Source organism: Micromonospora sp. NPDC002389 (assembly GCF_040296095.1).
Classification (GTDB): Bacteria; Actinomycetota; Actinomycetes; order Mycobacteriales; family Micromonosporaceae; genus Micromonospora.
The window spans coordinates 251,012-273,417 of record NZ_JBEOWP010000005.1 but is presented as its reverse complement, the minus strand read 5'-3'; the positions used below and the strand labels follow the sequence as shown (position 1 = coordinate 273,417).

The following is a 22,406-nucleotide window of genomic DNA, read 5'->3' as shown; positions in this document are numbered from 1 at the left end:
ACCGCGACGCTAGCCCGCCCCTGTGACAACCCCCGTCCGCCACCGGCGACGAGCCCACGTCACCGTGGACGGAGGCCCGCCACCCAGGACAACGGCCCGCCGCCACCGAGGGCGACGGGCCGTCCGTGGGTCAGAGCGCGGTGCGGATCGCCTCGGCGAGGCTCACCGGCGGTCGGCCGATCAGCGTGGCCAGGTCGTCGCCCTCGACGTACAGCTCACCCTCGGCGGCACCCCGGTCGGCGTCGGCCAGCACCTCCGCGTACCCCTGCGGCAGCCCGGCACCGACCAGCACCTCTACGTACTTCTCCACTGGCAGGTCCAGGTAACCCACCTCCCGGCCGCTCTGCCGGGACACCTCGGCGGCCAGCTCGCCCAGGGTGAACGCCGCGCCACCCAGCTCGTACACCCGGTTGGTGTGCCCCTCGCCGGTCAGCACCACGGCGGCGGCGTCCGCGAAGTCCGCGCGGGCGGCGGCGCTGATCCGGCCGTCCCCCGCCGCACCCGCCACCCCAAGCTCCAGGTACGTCGGGAGCTGCGGGAGATAGTTCTCCAGGTACCAGCCGTTGCGCATGAAGACGTACGGCAGCCCGGAGGCGACGATCTCCTGCTCGGTGGCGCGGTGCTCAGTGGCGAGGATCAGGCTGGACGTGTCGGCCTTCGGGATGCTGGTGTAGACGACCAGCCCGATCCCGGACTCCGTGGCGGCGGCGACCACGTTGCGGTGCTGCGCCACCCGCCGGCCCACCTCGCTGCCGGAGACGAACATCAGCTTCTCGGCACCGGCGAACGCGGTCCGGAGCGACTCGGGGTCGTCGTAGTCGGCCTGCCGGACGGTGACGCCGCGCCCGGCCAGGTCGGCGAGGCGGCCGGTGTCCCGGCCGAGCGCCACGATCTGCCCGGCCGGTACGCCCCGCTCCAGCAGCGAGGTGACGATGAGCCGGCCGAGGTGCCCGGTGGCACCGGTGACGACGATGGACATGGGTACTGCTCCCTCCACGGAAACTGCCTGACGTCGGAGGCAACCGGAAGATCGCGCCGCCACTTCCCGTTGGAGAGTAGGCACCTTGAAGTGCGCCACATCCTGATGGAGAGTAATAGCGTGGAACCCGACCTGTACGACCGGAAGTGCGGCAGCCGACAGGTCCTCGACCGGATCGGGGACCGGTGGAGCGTCCTGGTGGTGCTGACCCTCGCGAACGGCCCCAAACGGTACGGCGAGCTGGCCCAGCGGATCGACGGCGTGAGTCAGAAGATGCTCACCCAGACCCTGCGTGGCCTGGAACGCGACGGCCTGGCCACCCGCACCGTGCACGCCACCGTCCCGCCCCGGGTCGACTACGAGCTCACCGACCTGGGGCACGACCTGCGGTCACTGGTCGCCGGCCTGGAATCCTGGGCGACGGACCACCTCGCCGAGGTGGAGGCCGCCCGCGCCCGCTACGACGCCCGCCAGCAGGCGTAGTCACGCTTTCCGCCGGTCGGCGTGGCCGCTAGCCGGCGGTCAGCGGCGTCGGGAGGTCGGTGGCGGCGCGGACCACCTGGTCGATCAGGCCGTACTCGCGGGCCTCGTCGGCGGTGAACCAGCGGTCCCGGTCCCAGTCGCGTTGGACCTCGTCCAGCGGGCGCCCGCTGTGCTGGGCGATCAACTCCAGCATGGTGCGCTTGACGTGCAGCATGTTCTCCGCCTGGATGGTGATGTCGCTGACCGTGCCGCCGAAGCCGCCGTGCGGCTGGTGCATCACCACCCGGGTGTGCGGCAGCGCGTACCGCTTGCCAGCGGCACCCGCGCAGAGCAGGAACTGGCCCATCGAGGCGGCCAGGCCCAGCGCCAGCGTCGCCACGTCGTTGCGGACGAAGCGCATCGTGTCGTAGATCGCCAGTCCCGCGCTCACCGAGCCGCCCGGCGAGTTGATGTACAGCTGGATGTCCCGATCCGGGTCCTCCGCCGCGAGCAGCAGGATCTGGGCGTTGATCCGGTTGGCGACCTCGTCGGTCACCTCGCTGCCGAGAAAGACGATCCGCTCCCGCAGCAGCCGCTCGTACACCTGGTCGCCGAAGGTCCGCTGACCGTCGTCCAGCATCGTGACCATCTCGTCCACCTCCACCCGCCGGTGGCGACCTCCGCCGCTCGGGAACCGGCCCGTCCAGCGTGCGCCGCCCGGGTGGCCGTTCCCCAGCACTTCTGCCCGGGGCAGATCCGCCCACGGCAGAACGGGTCCGGCGGTCACCGTCCTGCTGGTCGGCCCGGCCGTGACCACGCCCCGGCCGCCACCAGGTCCCCGGCGAGCAGCCGGGGCGGGACAGACGGCGACCTCGTCGGTGCCGCGCCGACGAGCCTGAGGGCGTGGGCGGATCAGCTCGACAGTGGTTGCAGGTGACGTCCTGCCGGTTCGGCCGTGGCCTGGTCAGGGCCGTCGGCTCCCGCGTCGGCCTCGGCGGTGTCGCCGAAGACGATGATGCGAAGACCGCCATTGAAGCCGAATCCGCCGGCCGGTCCGGCAGCGACACCACCGGCGACGACACCGCCAGCAACGACACCGCCACCGGCGGCGCCACCGGGGGCGAAGTCGCCGCCCAGCCGCGTGTACCCGCCGACCGTCGCCGACCCGCCGCTGCCCTGGAACCCGCCGGCCAGGCCGGTGCCGAGGGACGCGGTGTCGATCAGGGTGCTGCCGAACCCGATGCCGCCGAACTGCGCGACCGGGTGGGCGAAGCCGTCCGTGCCGCGCGGGACGGAGGCGGTGGGGCCGGAGGCGGTGGGGCCGCCACCACGGACGGCCGGGACGTAACTGCCCTGGGGTGTGGTCGGGGCGGGTCGCTCGACCCGACGCAGCTCGTCGCGTACCTCTCCGAGCAGGTCGGAGAGCGGAAGGCCGAGCGCCCGGGAGACGGCGCCGAGCACCTCGGAGGAGGCTTCCTTGCGCCCCCGCTCGACCTCGGAGAGATAGGGCACCGACACGCCGGCGGCCTCGGCCACCTCGCGCAGCGTGCGGCGCTGTCGTTGGCGCTGGCGGCGCAGGACCGCACCGATCACCCGTCGCAGCAACGTCATGCCGGGACCTCACTCTCGCCGGTCTGCGCTGACCGTTCCCATCATGCCGGGCCGCCGCCCGCCGCGCCGCCCCTCGCTACGCCACTCCGCCGTGCGAATCGGCGGGCAGGGGCTATCTTGTGGGCGTGCAGTCGACCGAGTCTGGCCAGGCCCCGCGGTGATCCACTTTCCCGCGCAGCGGCGGGGCCCGCTCAGCGCGTTGAGTATGCGGCTGGCCGCCGCCGTCGGACTGGTGCTCGCCGTGGTCGCGGTGGTCTACCTCGGCCGGGACGGCTACCGCGACGTCAACGAGGACGGCCTGACGCTGCTCGACTGCTTTTACTACGTGGTCGTCTCGCTCTCCACCACCGGGTACGGCGACATCGTGCCGGTCAGCGAGCAGGCACGCCTGATCAACGTCGTGTTCGTCACGCCGGCCCGGGTGCTGTTCCTGATCATCCTGGTCGGCACCACCCTGGAAGTCCTGACCGAGCAGTACCGGACCGGCCGCCGTCTGCACCGGTGGGAGAGAAAAGTGAAGGATCACGTCATCATCTGCGGCTACGGCACCAAGGGCCGTAGTGCGGTCTCGGCGCTGCTGGAGAACGGGTTCGAGAAGTCCCGGATCGTCGTGGTGGAACGCAACGGCGCGGCGCTGCGGCAGGCCACCACGAACGGGCTGGTCGCCATCGAGGGCTCCGCCACCCGATCCTCGGTGCTCAACCAGGCGCATGTGCGGACCGCCAAGGCGGTGATCATCGCGACCGACAGCGACGACGCCTCGGTGCTGGTGGCCCTGACCGTACGGCAGCTCACCGCCGGTCAGGTCCGGATCATCGCCGCCGCGCGGGAGGCGGAGAACGCGCCGCTGCTCAAGCAGAGCGGGGCGCACCACGTCATCGTCTCGTCGGCGACCGCCGGGCGTCTGCTGGGCCTGTCGACCTCCGCGCCACCGTTGATCGACGTGGTCGAGGACCTGCTGACGCCCGGTCAGGGGATGGCGCTGGCCATGCGGTCGGCGGAGCGCAACGAGGTGGGCCGGAACCCGCGCGAACTGGAGTCCCTGGTGATCGCCCTGGTGCGGCGCGGCAAGGTGGTCACCCTGGCCGACCAGGCGGGTGCGGTGGTGGAGACCGGCGACATGCTGGTCCACGTACGCGACGACCGTCCCACCGCCAACACCCTGCCCTGATCGCCGACCCGGGTCAGCAGAGGACGTCGGGGTTGTCCCGGATGGCCTCCGTGCAGGTCGCCGGCCCGCCGCTGCTGGCCCGCCGCAGCAGGTCGTAGAGCGTGTCCCGCTCGGCGGGGTCGAGTGCGGCGAGCACGTCGTCCTCGGCTCCGGCCAGGGCGCACTCGGCCTCGTTGAGCCGCCTGGTCCCGTGCTCGGTGAGGCTGACCACGTGTCGACGGCGGTCCTCGGGGGAGCGGCGACGCTCGACGAGCTCCGCCGTTTCCAGGTCGTTGAGCAGCCCCACCACGTTCGTGCCGTCGAGTTGCAGGCTGCCCGCCAACGCCTGCTGACTCATCTCGCCGGCCTCCCGCAGCACGGTGAGCGCGACCAGGTGCCGGGGGCGCAGACCGAGCGGTGCCAGCACCGACTCCGAGCGCAGCCGCATCCGGCGGGCCAGGAATTCGAGCAGGGCGCCGGAACGGCGCTCCCTGTGCTCGGCCGGCCCGGCAGTCATGTGACCGAGTTTACCCCCCACGGCGAAACATTGGCCTGCTATAAATAGTTGGTGCTACACAAACCATCTGTGAGGGGTTAGCCAATGCCGCACCTGTTGCACATCGACTCGAGCATCCGGGGAGAGCAGTCGGTCAGCCGCCGGCTCACCGCCCGCGCCGCCGCCGCGTGGCAGGCCGCGCACCCCGGCGGCACGATCACCTATCGCAACCTCGGCAAGGAGCCGCTGCCACACCTCGACGAGGCCGCCGAGACGGCCCGGCACACGCCGCCCGACCAGCGCACCCCGGAGCAGCACCGGATCTGGGAGCTGACCGAGCAGGTGGTCGCCGAGGTGCAGGCCGCCGACACCGTGCTGCTCGGCCTGCCGCTCTACAACTACGGCGCGCCGAGCAGCGTGAAGAGCTGGGTGGACCTGCTGATCGCGCCCGGCCTGTCGTACGATCCGGCCACCGGCGCCGGGCTGCTCGGCGGCCGGGAGTTCATCGTGCTGGCCTCCCGGGGCGGCGGCTACGGCTCCGGCACCCCGCGCGAGGGCTGGGACCACGCCGCGCCCTGGCTGCCGCACGGCCTGTCGATGACCGGCCTGGAGCCGAGGTTCATCGGCTGCGAGCTGACCCTGGCGTCCAGCGTCCCGGCCATGTCCGAGCTGATCCCGCTGCACGAGGAGAGCCTCGCGGTGGCGCAGCGGAGCATCGACGAGCTCTGGGTACCGGCCACGGTCTGACCCGGTACGGAAAACTGCCGGGCCGCCCCCTCAGGGAGCGGCCCGGCAGTTTCGACTGAAGCGGTGGGTCAGAGGATCGTCCAGGTGTCGCCGCTGCCCAGCAGGCCGGCGAGCTGCTGCTCCGGAGTCTCGGTGACCGAGGCACGGGCCTCGTCCAGTTGCGCCTGGACCACGCTGTCGTACGACGGCCGGCGCACCGACCGGAACACGCCGATCGGGGTGTTGCGCAGGTCGAAGCCGGGAAGCCGGGACAGCGCGAAGGCGTACGCCGGGTCGTCGACCGTGGCGTCGTGCACCACGATGTCCTCCGCCGGGGTGGACGCCGTCTCGCGGACCTCCAGGCCGAAGCCGCGCGGCGGGTGCACCACGCAGAACTGCCCGTCCTTGCCGAACGTGATCGGCTGACCGTGCTCCAGCCGGATCAGGTGGTCGTCCCGGACGCCCGGGTCCTTGAGCTGCTCGAACGCGCCGTCGTTGAAGATGTTGCAGTTCTGGTAGATCTCCACGAAGGCCGAACCCTCGTGCTCGGCCGCAGCCCGCAGCACCGACTGGAGGTGCTTGCGGTCCGAGTCGATGGTGCGGCCGACGAAGGTCGCCTCCGCGCCGAGCGCCAGCGACAGCGGGTTGAACGGCGCGTCCGCCGACCCGACCGGCGTCGACTTCGTGATCTTGCCGACCTCGGAGGTCGGCGAGTACTGCCCCTTGGTCAGACCGTAGATCCGGTTGTTGAACAGCAGGATCTTGAGGTTGACGTTGCGGCGCAGCGCGTGGATCAGGTGGTTGCCGCCGATGGAGAGCGCGTCACCGTCACCGGTGACCACCCAGACCGACAGGTCCGGACGGGAGACCGACAGGCCACTGGCGATCGCCGGGGCGCGCCCGTGGATCGAGTGCATCCCGTAGGTGTTCATGTAGTACGGGAAGCGCGACGAGCAGCCGATGCCCGAGACGAAGACGATGTTCTCCCGGGGGATGTTCAGCTCCGGCATGAACTGCTGGACGGCCGCGAGGATCGCGTAGTCACCGCAGCCGGGGCACCAGCGCACCTCCTGGTCGGACTTGAAGTCCTTGGCGGTGAGCTTCAGCGCGACGGGCTCAGACATTCTTCAGGACCTCTTCCAGCATCGACTCCAGCTCGGCGGCGGTGAACGGCAGGCCGCGGACCTGGTTGTAGCCGATCGCGTCGACCAGGTAGCGGGCCCGGATCACGTGGGCGAGCTGGCCGAGATTCATCTCGGGGATGACCACCCGGTCGTACGCGCCGAGCACCGTGCCCAGGTTCGCCGGCATCGGCGCGAGGTGGCGCAGGTGCGCCTGGGCCACCGGCAGCCCGCGCTGACGCAGCGCGCGGCAGGCGGCACCGATCGGGCCGTACGTGGAGCCCCAACCGAGCACCAGCACCCGGGCGTCGCCGTCCGGGTCCTCGACCTCGACGTCCGGCACCGGGATGGTCTCGATCCGCGCCGCCCGGGTCCGCACCATGAAGTCGTGGTTCGTCGGGTCGTACGAGATGTCGCCGGTCTTGTCGGCCTTCTCCAGCCCGCCGATCCGGTGCTCCAGGCCCGGGGTGCCGGGCACCGCCCACGGGCGGGCCAGCGTCTGCGGATCGCGGAGGTAGGGCAGGAAGGTGGTGCCGTCCTCACCGTTCGGCGCGGTGGCGAACTCGACCCGCAGGTCGGGCAGGGAATCCACCTCGGGCAGCAGCCACGGCTCGGAGCCGTTGGCGACGTAGTTGTCCGACAACAGGATCACCGGCGTGCGGTAGGTCAACGCGATTCGCGCCGCCTCCAGGGCCGCGTGGAAGCAGTCCGACGGGGACTTCGGCGCGATCACCGCGACCGGCGCCTCGCCGTGCCGCCCGAACAGCGCCATGTTCAGGTCGGCCTGCTCGGTCTTGGTCGGCATACCGGTGGACGGCCCGGCCCGCTGCACGTCGACGATGACCAGCGGCAGCTCCAGTGCCACCGCGAGCGAGATCGTCTCGCCCTTCAGCGCGACACCGGGACCGCTGGTGGTGGTCACCCCGAGCGCGCCGCCGTACGAGGCGCCCAGCGCCGCGCCGATCGCCGCGATCTCGTCCTCGGCCTGCATGGTGGTGACGCCGAACCGCTTGTGCTTGCTCAGCTCGTGCAGGATGTCCGAGGCCGGGGTGATCGGATACGCCCCGAGGAACACCGGCAGGCCGGAGCGGACCCCGGCGGCGACGAGACCGAGCGAGAGCGCGGCGTTGCCGGTGATGTTGCGGTACGTCCCGGCCGGCATCTTGGCCGGCTTGACCTCGTACCGGACAGCGAAGTCCTCGGTGGTCTCGCCGAAGTTCCAGCCCGCCTTGAAGGCGGCGATGTTGGCGGCGACCAGCTCGGGGCGCTTGGCGAACTTGCGCTCCAGGAACCGCAGCGTCGAGGAGTACGGGCGGGAGTACATCCAGCTCAGCAGCCCGAGAGCGAACATGTTCTTGGCCCGCTCGGCGTCCTTCTTGGACACGTCCTGCTCGGCCAGCGCGCCGATCGTCATCGAGGTCAGCGCCACCGGGTGCACCGCGTACCCGTCGAGACTGTCGTCGTCGAGCGGGTTGCTGGCATACCCGACCTTGGCCAGGTTGCGTTTGGTGAACTCGTCGGTGTTGACGATGATGTCGGCCCCGCGCGGCAGGTCGGCGAGGTTGGCCTTGAGGGCCGCCGGATTCATCGCCACCAGCACGTTCGGCGCGTCGCCGGGCGTGAGGATGTCGTACTCGGCGAAGTGCACCTGGAAGCTCGACACACCCGGCAGGGTGCCGGCGGGTGCCCGGATCTCGGCCGGGAAGTTGGGCAGCGTGGAGATGTCGTTGCCCAGTTGCGCGGTCTCGGAGGTGAACCGGTCGCCGGTCAGCTGCATGCCGTCGCCGGAGTCACCGGCGAACCGGATGACCACCCGCTCCAGTTGGCGGATCTGCTTGCTCACGGCCGCACCCCGCTCCGTCGTGCGTGGCCCGCTCGGCTGAACTGGATGGTGACCTCGCCTTGCCCGGCCACGAGACCTCCTTGACGCGCCGCTGCACCGGCCGTCCGCGAAAGGTCCGGCCCGCCTGTCATTCCTCACCCAGAGCCTACGTCGGATCGAGGCTCCGCCTGCCCCGGAGGTCCGCCGACTGGGACTGGATTGTGGGGGTCTATGCGGCCCCTTGGGGGGTTTCGCCCGGCACGCCGTAATCCAGATCACCGCCCAATCCGGGCGGACCGTCAGGGATTGACCCGACCCGCCGACGGTTCCCGCCGGTAGGCTGACCGATCGTGACCGGTTACCTGGGCTCGTACGCGACGCTCGGGCTGTTGCTGCTCGCCGGCGTCCTCTTCCTCGTCGTCGCCTTCTCGGCCAACCGGGTGCTGCGCCCGGCCCGCCCGGCGGACCCGCCCGGCAAGCGGGCCAACTACGAGTGCGGTGTCGACCCCGTCGGCGGCGACTGGGCGCAGATGCAGATCCGCTACTACGTCTACGCCTACCTGTACGTGCTGTTCGCGGTCGAGGCGGTGTTCCTCTTCCCCTGGGCGGTGGTCTTCGACCGGCCCGGCTTCGGCCTGGTCACGGTCGTGGAGATGGCGATCTTCGTGGCCGTCCTCGCGCTCGGCCTGCTGTACGCCTGGCGTCGCCGGATCCTCGACTGGACCTGACCCCGGTCAGGCCAGCCCGCGCCGGGTCACCGTGGGCGGGCGGGTGCCCCGGATGGACGCCACCATGTCCAGCACCCGGCGGGTCTGGCGGACCTGATGGGCCCGGAAGACCCGGGCGCCCAGCCAGGCGGAGACCGTGGTGGCGGCGAGCGTCCCCTCCAGCCGCTCGGCGACCGGCAGGTCCAACGTCTCGCCGACGAAGTCCTTGTTCGACAGGGCCACCAGCAACGGCCAGCCGGTGTCGGCCAGCTCACCGAGCCGCCTGGTGATCTCCAACGAGTGCCGGGTGTTCTTGCCGAAGTCGTGCGCCGGGTCGATGAGGATCCCGTCGGGGCGTACCCCGAGGGACACCGCCCGCTCGGCGAGCCCGGTCACCGTCGTCACCACGTCGGCCACCACGTCGTCGAAGGCCGCCCGGTGCGGCCTGGTTCGTGGGCTCAGCCCTCCGGCGTGCGAGCAGACCAGCCCGGCCCCGGTCCGCGCGGCGACCCGGGCCAGCGCCGGGTCCGCACCCGACCAGGTGTCGTTGAGCAGGTCCGCACCGGCGGCCACCGCCTCCACCGCCACCTCGGCCCGCCAGGTGTCGATGGAGATCACCACGTTCGGGAAGGCGGCCCGGACGGCGGCGATGGTGTCCACCGTCCGTCGGATCTCCTCGGCCACGTCCACCTCGGCACCCGGCCCGGCCTTCACCCCACCGATGTCGACGATCTGCGCGCCCTCGTCCACGGCGCGGGCCACCGCCCGCAGCGCACTGTCCGCCTCGTACGTCGCGCCCCGGTCGAAGAAGGAGTCCGGAGTGCGGTTGACGATCGCCATCACCACCAGCTCGTCGGGACCGAACGTCCGTCCACCGAGCCGCAGCTCCCCGGCCACGCCGCCTCCTCCATCGCCGTACGCCGCCGGACGCTCACCCGGCCGCCGACCACGACGCTATCCCGTGCCAGGTCACGGGCACCGTCCGGTACGGCGCGCCGGGTGGGGTCGCTCCGGGGCCGTCGACATGCCACGATCAGTGGTATGGGTCAGCTTCTGCTCCTGCTGGTCGTGGCGGTCGCCGTCGCGGCTGTGGTGTTCGGGGTCACGGTGCTGGTCACCGGCCGGGATCCCGGCCTGGTGCCGGTCGAGGCGGACGGGCGGGCGGTGCCGCTGCCCGGCGACCGTCCGCTGCGCGAGTCGGACGTGGGCGAAGTGCGTTTCGACACCGCCCTGCGCGGATATCGAATGGCCCAGGTCGACCAGGCGCTGCGCCGGGCGGCGTACGACATCGGCTACAAGACCGAGTTGATCGGGGTGCTGGAGGCAGAGGTGACCGCGCTGCGCGACGGGCGGACGGCCGAGGCCGACGCCCTGCAGCGCGCCCGCGAGCAGTCCGTGGGCCTGGCCACCGGCCCGGCCGCCGACGTCACCCCGCCCGCACCCGACCCCTCCACCCCGTCGGTCTCCGACATCACCGTCACCGCGGCACCGTCCGACATCGCCGTCACCCCGGCGAACGCCTCCTCGCCCGCTGGCACCGCCGCCCCGTCCGGTACGGCCACGTCCGGTACCGCCGCGTCTGCCGCGACGCCCGCCAAGGGCGCGCCGACCGCCAAGGACGCGCCGACTGTCAAGGACGCGCCGACGACCGCCCCGGCGACGACCGCGCCGACGGGTGGCCAGGGCGACGCCGCGACCAGTGGTGGCCAGAGCGCGGCGACCGCGCCGACCGGCGGCCAAGGCGCTACGGCGACCGATGATCGGCAGGGTGCCGGACCCGCCGAGGCAGAAGACCGCACGTCGGACGACGACCCGTCGGGGGCCGAGCCGCGCGGGCCGGTGGTCCGCTCGGAGTCGGCGTGAGTGACCCGGAGGGGCAGGACGATCTGCGCCAGGCGGCCCAGCCGGGCGCCGGTGAGGTCACCGCGACCGTGATCGTCGACGCCCCCGCCGAGAAGGTGTTCGCGGGCCTGCTCGCCTGGGAACGGCAGTCCGACTGGATCCCGTTCACCAGAGTGCGGGTGGTCGAGGGTGACGGCGGCGAGGGCAGCCTGGTCGAGGCGGTCACCGCGCTCGGCCCGGCGGTGCTGCGGGACAAGATGCGGGTCGTCCGGGTGGACGCGCCGTACGAGATCGGTGTGGTGCACTGCGGCACCCTGCTGCGCGGTCCCGGCGTGCTGCGCTGTACCCCGTTGGCGGGCGGGCGTACCCAGGTGGTCTGGCACGAGTGGTTCCACCTGCCCGGCGGCACCGCCGGTCGGGCGGCCTGGCCGGTGCTCTGGCCCGGCTCGAAGTTCAGCCTCACCCAGGCGCTGCGCCGGTTCGCCCGCCAGGTCGAGCAGGGCCGCCTACCCTGACCCGGTGCACCCCCGATCGCTGAACCGCCTCACGATGTCTGGCGGCGGGGTGGGCGCTCGATCTGTTCCGAAGTGACCAGACCCGCGAGCACCACGAGCTTCCTTGTCAGTGGGCGGTGTGTAGATCAGACCCGCCCCCGAGGGTCATCAGTGCCTCGCTGCGGCCGATCCTTCGGGCCGCGACGGTCACACCCGCGACGTAGCCTCGGGGCCGTGACTGAACTGGTGATCGGTGCCGACGGGCTGGCCCGCTGCGCCTGGGGGGCGAGTACGCCCGACTACGCGGTCTACCACGACATGGAGTGGGGCCGCCCGCTGCACGGCGACGACGCGCTCTACGAGCGGATGACGCTGGAGGCGTTCCAGTCCGGGCTGTCCTGGTTGACGATTCTGCGCAAGCGTCCGGCGTTCCGGGCGGCCTTCGCCGACTTCCGGATCGAGGCGGTGGCCGGCTACGGCGAGGCCGACGTGGCGCGGCTGTTGGCCGACGCGGGCATCGTCCGCAACCGCGCCAAGATCGAGGCGGCGATCGCGAACGCGCGGGCCGCGCTGGAACTGCCGGAGGGGCTGTCGGCGCTGCTCTGGTCGTTCGCGCCGGCCGCCGACCGAGACCGCCCCACCGCGCTGACCGGGGTGCCGGCGTCGACCGACGCCTCCGCCGCGATGGCCAAGGCGCTCAAGCGGCGCGGCTTCCGGTTCGTCGGCCCGACCACGGCGTACGCGCTGATGCAGGCGACCGGGATGGTCGACGATCACCTGGCGGGCTGCCACGTCGTGGCGACCCGGGCGAACGTGATGAGATGAGGACATGACGACCGACACCGCGCACCGGCGCAACGGCGCGAGCCATGCGGAGGGCACCGGAGCCTGGGCGGTGCTGCTGCCGCCCGGCAGGTACGACGCCGAGCGGCTCGTGCACCACGACACGCTGGAGCTGACCGGCCTGGACGATCGCCTCCTGCCCGGCCCCGGCGACCAGATCGCGGTGCTGGCCGACGAGCCGCCCCGGCTGGTGGCGCTGGGCCGGGTCGCCGTGCCGACCGGGCACGCTCCCGACGACCCGGAGGACCCGCAGTCCGACCGGGGGCCCGAGGCGCTGGTGGTCACGTACACCCGGCGGGCCTTCGACGAGCCGGTGCCGGCGGAGACGCTGACCCTCGACGGGCCGGTCACCGCGCTCGACCCGGTGACCTTCCGCGAGCTGGCCGACCGGCTCGGCCCGCCGCCGCAACGGCGGACCTGGCTGGTCAGCCTGGACCTGCCGATCGAGGCCGACTCGCCGGCCGAGGCGGTCCGGCTGTTCTGGGCGTACGTGCAGGAGCTGGGCCCCCGGGAGCTGCCCGCCTTCGTCTCGCCCTCCGGCGACGAGTTGGCCATGCAGGCCTTCGTGCTGGGTGCCGAGGCGAACCAGGACCCGGAGGAGGACGACTGACCCGTCCGGGTCAGCGTCCCTCGAAGACCGGCTTCTGCTTGTTGACGAAAGCCAGCGTGGCCGCCCGGTGGTCGGCGGTGCCACCGCAGATCGCCTGCGCCTTCGCCTCGGCGGCCAACGCGTCGGCCAGCGTGCCGGCGTCGGCCACGGAGAGCTGACGCTTGATCGCCCCGTAGGCCACGGTCGGGCCGGCGGCGAGTCGGGTGGCGAGTTCCTGGGCGGTGGCGAGCACCTGCTCGTCGTTGTCCAGCAGCCGGTTGAGCAGGCCCAGCCGGGCAGCCTCGTCGGCGCGTACCGGCTCGGCCAGCATCAGCAGTTCGACGGCCTTGGCGTGGCCGACCAGTCGGGGCAGCGTCCAGGACGCGCCGGTGTCGGCGGCGAGCCCGACCTTGGCGAATGCCATCAGGAAGCTGGTCGACGGTCCGCCGATCCGGATGTCGGCGAGGAACGCCAGCGAGGCGCCCGCGCCGGCGGCCATCCCGCGTACCGCCGCCACCACCGGCTTGGCCAGGTTGGCCAGCCGGGCGGCGATCGGGTTGTAGTGCAGCGCCACGGTGTCCAGCGGCCGACCCGCGCCCTCCTGGAGGGTGGCCACGTGTTCGCGCAGGTCCTGGCCGGCGCAGAAGTTCCCGCCGGCACCGGCGAGCACCACCGCCCGGACGCCGCGGTCGGCCTCCAGCTCGGCGAGGGTGTCCCGGAGCGCCTCCTTGAGCGCCACGTCGAGCGCGTTCATCGCCGTCGGGCGGTTCAGGGTGAGCGTGGCGACGGCGTCCGTGCGGTCGACGAGTAGCGGCTCTGTCACGTGTGGCGACCCTTCTGTCGGGCGATCCGGTGTCCTCCGTCGAGGCACTGTTCGACGTACCGGTCGGCGGCCGGCCGGAGCCGGGCCGCGTGCCGGTCGAAGAAGCCGGCCGCGGCGGTGCCGGGCCAGCGTTCGGGGAGCAGCGCAGGTGGTAGCTGCGGGTCCCGGAACAGGAAGGTACGCCACGCGTGCACCAGCCGGAACCGGGCCGCGTACGCCTCCTCGTCGCCACTACGTGCGGAGACTCCGCTCAGCAGCGTGCGCTGCTCGGTGACGAACTGCTCGTACGCCCGGCCGATCTCGGCGAGGTCCCAGGCGCGGCGGACCAGGCCCATCGCGCCCGGTGTGCCGGCGGCGTGCGCCGCGCTGAACCGCTCGAACCGGACGCCCGCCTCGCTGAGCAGCAGGTCGACGTCCTCGGCCGGGCGGGTGGCCACCCAGGTCTGTTCGTCGAGCGTGCCGTAGCCGAGGTACCGCAGGTTGGCGGCGAGGCGCTGGCGGTCACGTCGCGCCGTCGGCGCGTCGAGCACCAACAGATCGAACCGCCCGTCCCAGGTGACCCGACCGGTGCGATAGATCCGGGAGGCCGCCTCGTCGAGTCGTCGGGCCGCCTTGGGTGTGATCGAATAGCCCGGTCCGGAGGTCAGTTTGACCGGTTCGAGCCACCCCTGACGGACCATGCGGGAGACCGCCGTCCGTACGGCGGGTGGGGCGATCCCGAGCGGCGCCAGCAGCTTCACCAGGGCGGCAACGGGTGCGCGGCCACCCCGGGGTCGAAGGTGGTCGCCGTACAGGTCGAAGAGTGCCGACCGTGCCTGCATGACCGCACATTGTGACAGGCCATCTCGCGATAAGCTAGATGCTGTTACATCAATGCTGCTTCGGTTTGGGTCCGGCGGTGTTCATCAGGGAAAATCGTTGGTCGACACCTCCCGTGCGCATTGCGGGTGGTCATGGCGAAGTGGCTGTGGGGCAACCCACCGACCCTGGTGTAGGTCTGAGGGGAGACAACATGGCGGCGATGAAGCCGCGGACGGGCGACGGTCCGCTGGAAGTCACCAAGGAGGGCCGGGGCATCGTCATGCGGGTCCCGCTGGAGGGCGGTGGCCGGCTCGTCGTCGAGATGACTCCCGACGAGGCGACGGCGCTCGGTGACGCGTTGAAGGCGGCCGCCGGCTGAACAAGGCCGGTTCGTCGGCGACGCTCGCCGCCGCGGACGGTTCGTCAAACCCTGAGCCACCGGCTGAGCCGGTGGCTCAGGGCCTTCACACCATCTCGCCGGGCAGCCGCCCCGCGATCGTCCTCAGGAGGTACGGCTCCGCGTGCTCGCCATCCGTCTGACCGCCGAGCCGGACCGGCTCGACGTCCTGGCCCTGCCCGTCCGATCCGCTGTCGGCGACGACTCGTCGGCCGAGCCGGTGCCCACCGGGGCGACGCTGCCCACGGGGATCGCCGACGAGGCTGCCTCGCTGGTCGCGCCGGCTCGGGTCACCGGCCGACCCGGTCAGGTCCACACCCAGGTACGGCCGGGTGGCACCCCCGCCCGGCTGCTGCTGCTCGGTGTGGGTGAGGCGGACGAGGCGGCCTGGCGTGCGGCGGGTGCCGGACTGGTCCGGGCGGCCCGAGATGAGACTCATGTCACAGTGGCGTTGCCGGCAGAGGTCTCGCCCGAGGCGGTACGCGGGCTGGTCGAGGGCCTGCTGCTCGGCTCGTACCGCTTCCGCCTCGGCGACGACCGGGACGCCCCGACGCTGACCGGGGTCGACCTGGCGGTCACCGACCCCGACGCGTACGCGCAGGCCGTCGCGACGGCCCGGACCACCGCCGAGATGACCCGGCTGGCCCGGGACCTGACCAACATGCCCTCCTCGATCAAGAACCCGGAATGGTTCGCCGCCCAGGTCACCGAAGCCGCCGCCGACCTGCCCGGGCTCCGAGTCCGGGTACGCGAGCCGGAGCAGTTGGCCGCCGAGGGGTTCGGCGGGATCCTCGCGGTGGGCGGCGGCTCGGCCAGCGGCCCCCGCCTGGTCGAGATGGACTGGCACCCGGCCGACGCCCGGACCCACGTGGTGCTGGTCGGCAAGGGCATCACCTTCGACACCGGCGGCATCTCGATCAAGCCCGTGCCGGCGATGAAGCTGATGCGCAAGGACATGGCCGGGGCGGCGGCCGTCGTCGCGGCCACCCTGGGCGCGGCGGCCCTGCGGCTGCCGGTCCGGATCACCACGCTCACCCCGCTGGCCGAGAACATGGTCAGCGGCTCGGCGTTCCGCCCCGGCGACGTCATCCGGCACTACGGCGGCCTGACCAGCGAGACCACCAACTCCGACGCCGAGGGACGGCTGGTCCTCGCCGACGCCCTGGCGTACGCCGTGCAGGAGCTCAAGCCCGACCTGCTGATCGACCTGGCCACGCTGACCGGGGCGAACGCGGTCGCGCTCGGCACCCGCATCGGCGCGCTCTACAGCGACAACGACCAGTTGGCCGCAGACCTGCTGGCGGCCATCGACACGGCCGGTGAATCCGCCTGGCGGATGCCGCTGGCCGCCGACTACGTCGAGCACCTCGGCAGCGACGTGGCCGACCTGCACAGCGCACCGACGCAGGGGGCCGGATCCGTGCTGGCCGCGCTCTACCTGCGCGAGTTCACCGGCGAGCTGCGTCAGCAGTGGCTGCACATCGACATGTCGGCGCCGTCGTGGTGCGACCGCGACGACGCGGAGCTGACCCGGGGCGCGACCGGCTGGGGCGTACGCGGCCTGCTGCGCTGGCTGGCGACCCTCTCCTGACCGACGGCTCGGCGGCGGTGCGCTCGAATCAGCAGCGCACCGCAGCCAGCAGCCCGTGCCCCACCGGCAGCATCGCCGGGATCCAGTGCTCCGACTCGCGGATGGCCTTGATCGTCTCGCGTACCGTCACCGTCTCCGCGTCCCGGGCGGCCGGGTCACCGATCCGGCCTCCGGCCAGCGTGCCGTTGAGGACCAGCACCCCGCCCGGCCGCAGCAGCCGCAGGGCGGCCTCCACGCAGGCGGTGAAGCCGGTCGCCTCGGCGTCGACGAAGACCAGGTCGTACGCGCCGTCGGCGAGCCGGGGCAGCACGTCCAGCGCGCGTCCGGTGATGATGCGGGTCCGACCGGCGACGAAGCCGGCCTCGGTGAAGATCCGGCGGGCGATCCGCTGGTGTTCCACCTCGACGTCGATGGTCGTGAGTACCCCGTCGGCCCGCATCCCGCGCAGCAACCAGACGCCGCTGACCCCGGTGCCGGTGCCGATCTCGACCACCGCCCGCGCGTTGCCGGCGGCGGCGAGCAGGCGCAACGCGGCGCCCGCACCCGGGGTGACCGCGTCGAGTCCGACCTCCCGGGCGAGGCTGCGCGCGGTACGCAGCACGAGGTCCTCGGTGACGTACGACTCGGCGAACTGGAGAGCCGGGTTCGTCGGACTACCGGAACCGGCGACGGTGGCGATGGGACACCTCCGGGCGGCGAGCATGATGCGCAGGGCGGGTGGGCACTGTGACTCTAGAGGCGGCCCGCCACCGGCGCAGCCGGGCGTCCACCCGCAGTGACAACCGCTGACCCCACGCGGCACATCCGTGCAATCCTGGAAGCGGTATCCCGTCGACGGCATCGGAGCGGCGTCCGATCGCCGGATCGCGGGACACCGGGGGACGGACTGGGAGGCACCGAGTGACCGACGGCTGGGACTGGCGCCAGCCCGGCGCGAGCGGCGTACCGGCGGGACAGCCGGTGCCCGGAACTCCGCCGGCAGGCTCGTCGGCGCGCGAGGGAGGCCCACCGGGTGCCTCGCCGTGGTGGTCCGACGCGCTGAGCGACCCGTGGCGGGACCCGTACGCTCCGACGGCGGTGGTGGTGCCGGCGGCACCGGTCGTCGGCGCCGAGCCGGAACGGGTCACCGACCCGGACGCGCCCGGACGCTCGAAACTGCACCAGATGCTGCTGGTTCCCCTGCTCGCCGCGTTGCTCGCCGGCACGCTCGGCGGTGCCCTCGGGTACGCCTTCGCGGTCCGTGGCGGCGCGGCCGGGCCGGTGCTCGGCGCCGCCCCCGGGACCGCCCCCACGCTCGCCCAACGCCCGCCGGAGTCGCTGGCCGGGGTGGCCGAGCGGGTCCTGCCCAGCGTGGTCACCGTCCGGGTGGCCGGGTTGGGCGGCACCAGCGAGGGCTCCGGGTTCATCGTCAGCACCGACGGCCACGTGATCACCAACGATCACGTCGTGGCCGGCGGCAGCGGCAAGGCGTCGGTGGTCTTCAATGACGGCAGCACCGACTCGGCGACCGTGGTGGGTCAGGACCCGGAGTCCGACATCGCCGTGATCAAGGTCTCACGTACCGGACTGCGCCCGGTCGAGTTCGGCGACTCCGACGCCCTGGCGGTCGGCGACCCGGTGCTGGCCTTCGGGTCGCCCCTGTCGCTGGCGAACACGGTCACCTCGGGCATCGTCAGCGCGCTGGACCGGACCATGCAGGCCGGCGAGCCGGGCGGCCCGACGCGCTACTACGCCGCGATCCAGACCGACGCCGCAGTCAACCACGGCAACTCGGGCGGCCCGCTGGTCGACGCGGCGGGGCGGGTGATCGGCGTCAACTCGACCATCAAGTCCCTGGTCGCGGACGGCCAGGAGGCCGGCAACATCGGTCTCGCCTTCGCCATCCCGATCAACCAGGCCAAGCGGATCACCCAGGAGATCATCGGCACCGGCAAGGCCCGGCGTACGGTGATCGGCGCCCAGGTGGGCGGACCGGGTGCCAACGCCGGCGGATCGGGTGTCCGCCTCGCCGCGGTGGAACCGGCGGGGCCGGCGGCCGGTGCCGGGCTCCGGGCCGGTGACGTGATCCTGCGGCTCGACGGCCGACCGATGACCGAGCCGACCGACCTGATCGCCCTGGTCCGCAAGTACGCCCCCGGCTCGGTGGTGACCGTCGAGTACCGGCGGGGCAGCGACCGGCAGAACGCCTCCGTCACGCTGGCGGCGGATGCGAAGTGACCTCGCAGAACCCCTTCTGGCCGGGCCCCCGACGTGCGTACTCTGGCTGCGGTAGCCGGGGGAGGAGGACGGGGTGTTCGAGAACCTGAACGTGTGGGAGGTCGGCGCGCTGCTGCTGCTGGCGCTGCTGATCTTCGGCGACCGGCTGCCGCAGGTGATCAGCGACGGCCTGCGGATGGTGCGCAACCTGCGGAACATGGCGCGTAACGCCACCACCGACCTCAGCAAGGAACTGGGCACCGACATCCAGCTCGAGGATCTGCACCCCAAGGCGTTCATCCGCAAGCATCTGCTCAGCGAAGAGGACGAGCAGGCGATCCGCAAACCGTTGCAGGGCGTCTACGACAACCTCCGGGCGGACGTCACCGGCGTGCACAACGACCTCAAGGACGTCGCCAGCGCCGCCGACCCGCGTACCCCCGCCGCCACGTCGTCGACGGCGCGCACCACCGCACCGGCGGCGTCCCCGCCGGCCCCGCGCGCCGCCAGCTACGACGAGATCACCTGACGGCGCGCCTGGCGGTCAGCGACCGGCCGGCGTGAGACCGAGCGGCTTGCCCAGCAGCGACTCCCGGCGCAGTGCGAGCCGGTCGGCGACCTGGCCCAGCGCCTTCGCCGCCGGAGAGTCCGGCGCGGCCAGCACGATCGGGTTCCCCTCGTCGCCGGCCTCGCGCACCCGGGTGTCCAGCGGCACCTGACCCAGCAGCGGCACCTGCGCGCCGATGGTCTGCGTCAGCGAGTCGGCGACGGTCTGGCCGCCACCGGCACCGAAGACCTCCATCCGGGAACCGTCCGGCAGTTCCAGCCAGGACATGTTCTCGATCACACCGACCACCCGCTGGTGGGTCTGCAACGCGATCGCGCCGGCCCGCTCGGCCACCTCGGCGGCAGCGGCCTGCGGCGTGGTGACCACCAGGATCTCGGCGTTGGGCAGCAACTGGGCCAGCGAGATGGCCACGTCACCGGTGCCCGGAGGCAGGTCGAGCAGGAGCACGTCCAGGTCGCCCCAGTACACGTCCGCGAGGAACTGCTGCAACGCGCGGTGCAGCATCGGCCCGCGCCACACGACCGCGGCGTTGCCGGCGGTGAACATGCCGATCGAGATGACCTTCACACCGTGCGACTCCGGCGGCATGATCATGTCCTCGACCCGGGTGGGCCGGCCGTCCGCGCCGAGCATCCGGGGCACCGAGTGTCCATAGATGTCCGCGTCCACCACGCCGACGGAGAGCCCCCGGGCGGCCAGCGCCGCCGCCAGGTTCACCGTCACGCTGGACTTGCCCACGCCACCCTTGCCGCTGGCCACCGCGTACACCCGGGTGCGGGAGCCGGGCTGCGCGAACGGGATGACCGGCTCCTCGGACGCCCCGCCGCCGCGCAGCGTGGCCTGGAGCTGCTGGCGCTGCTCGGCGCTCATCACCCCGAAGTCGATCTCGACGCCGGTGACCCCGCTCACCGCGCCCACTGCGGCGGTGATGTCCGCCCGCAGCTTGTCCTTCAACGGGCAGCCCGCCACGGTGAGCAGCAGCGCGACCCGGACCACACCGTCGTCGCCGATGTCGGCGGACTTGACCATGCCGAGTTCGGTGATCGGCCGGCGGATCTCCGGGTCGTTGACGGTGGCCAGGGCGGCCTGGACGGCGTCGTGGACGGTGCTGACGGGAGCTGACATGCCCGCAATGCTACGTCGGTCGTGATCCGCCACCGGTGGCAGCGGCGACGGTGTGAGCCAGTCGATGACCAGGGTCAGGAGTGGCGGGGGGTGTCGCTGTCCCGCCGACCGTCTCCGAGCAGATCCCCGTCCATCTCGTCGCGCGGCTCGTCCAGCGGGTCGGCGTCGTCGCCCCGCGCCGCCGACTCCTCCCGGAGCCGCCGCTCCAACCGCTGACGACGCTGCGCCGCCTCGTCCAGCTCCTCGGCCATCCGGGCCAGCTCGGAACGGAGGAAGTCCCGGGTCGCCACCTCACCCATCGCGATCCGCAACGCCGCGATCTCCCGGGCCAGATACTCCGTGTCGGCCTTCTGCATGCCCGCCCGCCGCCGGTCCTCGTCCAGCGCCACCCGGTCCCGGTCGGCCTGCCGGTTCTGCGCCAACAGGATCAGCGGCGCCGCGTACGACGCCTGGATCGACAGGACCAGGGTGAGGAAGGTGAAGGTGTACGGGTCGAAGCGCAGAGTCGCCGGGGCGAGCGTGTTCCAGACGAACCACAGGGTGATGAACAACGTCATGTAGACGATGAAGTTCGCCGTGCCCATGCCCCGGGCGATCGCCTCCGACCAGCGCCCGAAGGTCTCCTGGTCGACCCGGGGCAACTTCAGGCCACGCGGTTCCCGGGGCAGGTCCAGCCGCTCTGTGCGCCGCTGCTCAGTCATCGACTCGCTCCGTGCTCACGTCGGCGGACTCCGCGCCGTTCGCGGCCTCCGGTGGGGTGCTCGGCACGGCGTCGCGGTCCCGCCAGTCCGGGGGCAGCAGATGGTCCAGCACGTCGTCGACGGTGACGGCGCCCACCAGCCGGTTGTTGCGGTCGATCACCGGCATGGCGACCAGGTCGTAGGTGGCCATCCGGCGGGTGATCTCCGGCAGCGGCGTGGTCGGCCGCAACGGGTCGATGTCGTTGACCACCACCCCGCCGAGCAGGTCCGCCGGTGGCTCCCGGAGCAACCGCTGGAAGTGCACCATGCCCAGGTAGCGGCCGGTCGGCGTGGCCATCGGCGTACGGGACACGAAGACCTGCGCGGCTACCGCCGGGGAGAGCTGCGGTTCCCGGATCCGGGCCAGGGCCTCCGCCACCGTCGCGTCCGGGGGCAGGATCACCGGCTCCGAGGTCATCACGCTGCCGGCCGTACCCGGGGTGTACTTCAGCAACTGCCGGACCGGATCGGCCTCGTCCGGCTCCATCAGGTCGAGCAGCACGTCCTGCTCCGGCGGCGGCAGCTCGCCCAGCAGGTCGGCGGCGTCGTCCGGGTCCATCTCCTCCAGCACGTCGGCGGCCCGCTCCCGGCCCAGCGCGGTGAGGATCTCCACCTGGTCCCGCTCGGGCAACTCGCTCAACACGTCGGCCAGCCGGGTGTCGTCCAGTGCCGCCGCTACCTCGTTGCGGCGGGCGTCCGGCAGGTCCTGCAACGCGTTGGCCAGGTCCGCCGGGCGCATATCCTCCAGCACGGCCAGCAGGTTGGCGGTCCCCCCGGGCTCGGCGAGGCCGCTGAGCCCGCGTACCTTCTCCCACTCGACCTGCTGGAGGTTGCCCCGGCGGGCCAGCCGACCGGCCTGCTCCCGGGCCGCGACCCGGGCGAGTGACCAGTCCCCGGCCCGGCTGCACTCCATCGCCACGTCCACCACCGTCGCCGCCCGGTTCTCCGGGTCGAGTTGCACCCGACGGTCGAGCAGTTCCTGGAGCACCAACAGCTCGTTCGGGCGCTTCTCGAAACGCCGCAGGTTCAACGTGCCACTGCCGAGCACCACCGCGTCCGCGTCGATCGAGATGATCCGGTTGATGGAGAGGAAGATCCGTCGCCGCATCGGGATCTCGGCGACCAGGCCCACCACCTCGGGCGGCCGTTGGCCGGCGCGGAGCCGGGCCACCGCGTCGCGTACCCGGCCCACCTGGTCGCCGTTGGGATCGAAAACGGCGACTCCGGCGAGACGGGCGAGGTAGACCCGGGTCGGCGTGCTCACGGGCACCAGCCTAGGGCGTACGCGGAACTCAGCGCCCGGCTGTCACTTCCGGACAGCCC

Annotated in this window: 24 protein-coding genes and 1 pseudogene; 12 read left to right on the top strand and 13 right to left on the bottom strand. The window is 72.4% G+C overall.

The features are described from left to right. Nucleotides 1-130 precede the first annotated feature (130 nt). Nucleotides 131-979, bottom strand: coding sequence for an SDR family oxidoreductase (locus tag ABT008_RS12440; RefSeq protein ID WP_350695997.1), 849 nt, complete (start codon nucleotides 977-979; stop codon nucleotides 131-133). Nucleotides 980-1,084: 105 nt separating this feature from the next. Between ABT008_RS12440 and ABT008_RS12435 the strand changes: the two genes are divergently transcribed. Continuing rightward, complete coding sequence (locus ABT008_RS12435; protein ID WP_502890409.1) at nucleotides 1,085-1,462, top strand: winged helix-turn-helix transcriptional regulator; 378 nt, start codon at nucleotides 1,085-1,087, stop codon at nucleotides 1,460-1,462. A gap of 28 nt (nucleotides 1,463-1,490) precedes the next feature. Here the strand turns inward: ABT008_RS12435 and ABT008_RS12430 are convergent, their stop codons facing one another. Together ABT008_RS12430 and ABT008_RS12425 are read right to left on the bottom strand one after the other, a co-directional pair. Further along, the gene (locus ABT008_RS12430; RefSeq protein ID WP_350695994.1) at nucleotides 1,491-2,090 is read right to left on the bottom strand and encodes a ClpP family protease; all 600 of its coding nucleotides are present in this window, start codon (nucleotides 2,088-2,090) and stop codon (nucleotides 1,491-1,493) included. Between the two features lie 263 nt (nucleotides 2,091-2,353). Then, nucleotides 2,354-3,052 (bottom strand): helix-turn-helix domain-containing protein, encoded by a 699-nt coding sequence (locus ABT008_RS12425; RefSeq protein WP_350695992.1) that lies wholly within the window; start codon nucleotides 3,050-3,052, stop codon nucleotides 2,354-2,356. Between the two features lie 157 nt (nucleotides 3,053-3,209). On the opposite strand from ABT008_RS12425, the gene ABT008_RS12420 reads away from it, so the two are divergent. Next, nucleotides 3,210-4,223 (top strand): potassium channel family protein, encoded by a 1,014-nt coding sequence (locus tag ABT008_RS12420; protein WP_350695990.1) that lies wholly within the window; start codon nucleotides 3,210-3,212, stop codon nucleotides 4,221-4,223. A gap of 13 nt (nucleotides 4,224-4,236) precedes the next feature. On the opposite strand, the gene ABT008_RS12415 is transcribed toward ABT008_RS12420, so the two are convergent. After that, nucleotides 4,237-4,719 carry a MarR family winged helix-turn-helix transcriptional regulator gene (locus ABT008_RS12415; protein WP_131052011.1) on the bottom strand — a complete coding sequence of 161 codons (483 nt, stop codon included), beginning with the start codon at nucleotides 4,717-4,719 and terminating at the stop codon, nucleotides 4,237-4,239. A gap of 84 nt (nucleotides 4,720-4,803) precedes the next feature. Between ABT008_RS12415 and ABT008_RS12410 the strand changes: the two genes are divergently transcribed. After that, nucleotides 4,804-5,445 (top strand): FMN-dependent NADH-azoreductase, encoded by a 642-nt coding sequence (locus ABT008_RS12410; protein WP_176092465.1) that lies wholly within the window; start codon nucleotides 4,804-4,806, stop codon nucleotides 5,443-5,445. 68 nt (nucleotides 5,446-5,513) lie between these two features. Here ABT008_RS12410 and ABT008_RS12405 read toward each other — a convergent pair whose 3' ends face one another. Then, on the bottom strand, nucleotides 5,514-6,548 hold the full coding sequence (locus ABT008_RS12405) for a 2-oxoacid:ferredoxin oxidoreductase subunit beta (RefSeq protein WP_131052013.1): 1,035 nt from the start codon (nucleotides 6,546-6,548) through the stop codon (nucleotides 5,514-5,516). Continuing rightward, nucleotides 6,541-8,388, bottom strand: a complete 1,848-nt coding sequence (locus tag ABT008_RS12400) for a 2-oxoacid:acceptor oxidoreductase subunit alpha (protein WP_350695988.1) — start codon at nucleotides 8,386-8,388, stop codon at nucleotides 6,541-6,543. The genes ABT008_RS12405 and ABT008_RS12400 overlap by 8 nt, the downstream gene beginning before the upstream one ends. 329 nt (nucleotides 8,389-8,717) lie before the next feature. Here ABT008_RS12400 and ABT008_RS12395 point away from each other — a divergent pair, with 329 nt between their 5' ends. Further along, the gene (locus ABT008_RS12395; protein ID WP_131052015.1) at nucleotides 8,718-9,095 is read left to right on the top strand and encodes an NADH-quinone oxidoreductase subunit A; all 378 of its coding nucleotides are present in this window, start codon (nucleotides 8,718-8,720) and stop codon (nucleotides 9,093-9,095) included. A 6-nt stretch (nucleotides 9,096-9,101) separates the two neighbouring features. Here the strand turns inward: ABT008_RS12395 and folP are convergent, their stop codons facing one another. Further along, on the bottom strand, nucleotides 9,102-9,971 hold the full coding sequence (gene folP, locus ABT008_RS12390) for a dihydropteroate synthase (protein ID WP_350695986.1): 870 nt from the start codon (nucleotides 9,969-9,971) through the stop codon (nucleotides 9,102-9,104). 144 nt (nucleotides 9,972-10,115) lie between these two features. Here folP and ABT008_RS12385 point away from each other — a divergent pair. From ABT008_RS12385 to ABT008_RS12370, 4 genes and pseudogenes are all read left to right on the top strand, one after another. Continuing rightward, nucleotides 10,116-10,470: pseudogene (locus tag ABT008_RS12385) on the top strand (DivIVA domain-containing protein); the annotation flags it as partial. A gap of 463 nt (nucleotides 10,471-10,933) precedes the next feature. Continuing rightward, the gene (locus ABT008_RS12380; RefSeq protein WP_350695985.1) at nucleotides 10,934-11,431 is read left to right on the top strand and encodes an SRPBCC family protein; all 498 of its coding nucleotides are present in this window, start codon (nucleotides 10,934-10,936) and stop codon (nucleotides 11,429-11,431) included. A 213-nt stretch (nucleotides 11,432-11,644) separates the two neighbouring features. Next, entirely contained in the window at nucleotides 11,645-12,235 is a 591-nt protein-coding gene (locus tag ABT008_RS12375) for a DNA-3-methyladenine glycosylase I (protein ID WP_350695983.1), read from the top strand. A 4-nt stretch (nucleotides 12,236-12,239) separates the two neighbouring features. Beyond that, nucleotides 12,240-12,863 carry a hypothetical protein gene (locus tag ABT008_RS12370; RefSeq protein WP_350695981.1) on the top strand — a complete coding sequence of 208 codons (624 nt, stop codon included), beginning with the start codon at nucleotides 12,240-12,242 and terminating at the stop codon, nucleotides 12,861-12,863. A 10-nt stretch (nucleotides 12,864-12,873) separates the two neighbouring features. On the opposite strand, the gene ABT008_RS12365 is transcribed toward ABT008_RS12370, so the two are convergent. Together ABT008_RS12365 and ABT008_RS12360 are read right to left on the bottom strand one after the other, a co-directional pair. After that, complete coding sequence (locus tag ABT008_RS12365; protein ID WP_350695979.1) at nucleotides 12,874-13,665, bottom strand: enoyl-CoA hydratase-related protein; 792 nt, start codon at nucleotides 13,663-13,665, stop codon at nucleotides 12,874-12,876. Further along, nucleotides 13,662-14,486 (bottom strand): PaaX family transcriptional regulator, encoded by an 825-nt coding sequence (locus tag ABT008_RS12360; RefSeq protein WP_350695977.1) that lies wholly within the window; start codon nucleotides 14,484-14,486, stop codon nucleotides 13,662-13,664. The genes ABT008_RS12365 and ABT008_RS12360 overlap by 4 nt, the downstream gene beginning before the upstream one ends. A 191-nt stretch (nucleotides 14,487-14,677) precedes the next feature. On the opposite strand from ABT008_RS12360, the gene ABT008_RS12355 reads away from it, so the two are divergent. Together ABT008_RS12355 and ABT008_RS12350 are read left to right on the top strand one after the other, a co-directional pair. Next, nucleotides 14,678-14,845 carry a DUF3117 domain-containing protein gene (locus ABT008_RS12355; protein WP_013283866.1) on the top strand — a complete coding sequence of 56 codons (168 nt, stop codon included), beginning with the start codon at nucleotides 14,678-14,680 and terminating at the stop codon, nucleotides 14,843-14,845. A gap of 142 nt (nucleotides 14,846-14,987) precedes the next feature. Further along, complete coding sequence (locus ABT008_RS12350) at nucleotides 14,988-16,454, top strand: leucyl aminopeptidase family protein (RefSeq protein ID WP_350695975.1); 1,467 nt, start codon at nucleotides 14,988-14,990, stop codon at nucleotides 16,452-16,454. A 28-nt stretch (nucleotides 16,455-16,482) separates the two neighbouring features. Here the strand turns inward: ABT008_RS12350 and ABT008_RS12345 are convergent, their stop codons facing one another. Next, the gene (locus ABT008_RS12345) at nucleotides 16,483-17,055 is read right to left on the bottom strand and encodes an O-methyltransferase (RefSeq protein ID WP_502890419.1); all 573 of its coding nucleotides are present in this window, start codon (nucleotides 17,053-17,055) and stop codon (nucleotides 16,483-16,485) included. 359 nt (nucleotides 17,056-17,414) lie between these two features. Here ABT008_RS12345 and ABT008_RS12340 point away from each other — a divergent pair, with 359 nt between their 5' ends. Further along, on the top strand, nucleotides 17,415-18,671 hold the full coding sequence (locus ABT008_RS12340; RefSeq protein WP_350696178.1) for a S1C family serine protease: 1,257 nt from the start codon (nucleotides 17,415-17,417) through the stop codon (nucleotides 18,669-18,671). A gap of 73 nt (nucleotides 18,672-18,744) precedes the next feature. Next, the gene (locus ABT008_RS12335; RefSeq protein ID WP_350695972.1) at nucleotides 18,745-19,179 is read left to right on the top strand and encodes a twin-arginine translocase TatA/TatE family subunit; all 435 of its coding nucleotides are present in this window, start codon (nucleotides 18,745-18,747) and stop codon (nucleotides 19,177-19,179) included. 15 nt (nucleotides 19,180-19,194) lie between these two features. Here ABT008_RS12335 and ABT008_RS12330 read toward each other — a convergent pair whose 3' ends face one another. The 3 genes from ABT008_RS12330 to ABT008_RS12320 all read right to left on the bottom strand — a co-directional run bounded on the left by ABT008_RS12330 (nucleotide 19,195) and on the right by ABT008_RS12320 (nucleotide 22,347). Next, nucleotides 19,195-20,343 (bottom strand): Mrp/NBP35 family ATP-binding protein, encoded by a 1,149-nt coding sequence (locus ABT008_RS12330; protein ID WP_350695970.1) that lies wholly within the window; start codon nucleotides 20,341-20,343, stop codon nucleotides 19,195-19,197. A gap of 74 nt (nucleotides 20,344-20,417) precedes the next feature. Continuing rightward, a complete protein-coding gene (locus tag ABT008_RS12325; protein ID WP_350695969.1) occupies nucleotides 20,418-21,044 on the bottom strand; it encodes a DUF1003 domain-containing protein in 627 nt (208 codons plus the stop codon). Beyond that, entirely contained in the window at nucleotides 21,037-22,347 is a 1,311-nt protein-coding gene (locus tag ABT008_RS12320; protein WP_350695967.1) for a magnesium transporter MgtE N-terminal domain-containing protein, read from the bottom strand. The genes ABT008_RS12325 and ABT008_RS12320 overlap by 8 nt, the downstream gene beginning before the upstream one ends. Nucleotides 22,348-22,406: the final 59 nt, after the last annotated feature.

Coding starts and splice junctions, on each gene's coding strand:
- ABT008_RS12440 (WP_350695997.1), bottom strand. CDS start 979: ATGTCCATCGTCGTCACCGGTGCCACCGGGCACCTCGGCCGGCTCATC.
- ABT008_RS12435 (WP_502890409.1), top strand. CDS start 1,085: ATGGAGAGTAATAGCGTGGAACCCGACCTGTACGACCGGAAGTGCGGC.
- ABT008_RS12430 (WP_350695994.1), bottom strand. CDS start 2,090: ATGGTCACGATGCTGGACGACGGTCAGCGGACCTTCGGCGACCAGGTG.
- ABT008_RS12425 (WP_350695992.1), bottom strand. CDS start 3,052: ATGACGTTGCTGCGACGGGTGATCGGTGCGGTCCTGCGCCGCCAGCGC.
- ABT008_RS12415 (WP_131052011.1), bottom strand. CDS start 4,719: ATGACTGCCGGGCCGGCCGAGCACAGGGAGCGCCGTTCCGGCGCCCTG.
- ABT008_RS12410 (WP_176092465.1), top strand. CDS start 4,804: ATGCCGCACCTGTTGCACATCGACTCGAGCATCCGGGGAGAGCAGTCG.
- ABT008_RS12405 (WP_131052013.1), bottom strand. CDS start 6,548: ATGTCTGAGCCCGTCGCGCTGAAGCTCACCGCCAAGGACTTCAAGTCC.
- ABT008_RS12370 (WP_350695981.1), top strand. CDS start 12,240: ATGACGACCGACACCGCGCACCGGCGCAACGGCGCGAGCCATGCGGAG.
- ABT008_RS12360 (WP_350695977.1), bottom strand. CDS start 14,486: ATGCAGGCACGGTCGGCACTCTTCGACCTGTACGGCGACCACCTTCGA.
- ABT008_RS12355 (WP_013283866.1), top strand. CDS start 14,678: ATGGCGGCGATGAAGCCGCGGACGGGCGACGGTCCGCTGGAAGTCACC.
- ABT008_RS12330 (WP_350695970.1), bottom strand. CDS start 20,343: ATGTCAGCTCCCGTCAGCACCGTCCACGACGCCGTCCAGGCCGCCCTG.
- ABT008_RS12325 (WP_350695969.1), bottom strand. CDS start 21,044: ATGACTGAGCAGCGGCGCACAGAGCGGCTGGACCTGCCCCGGGAACCG.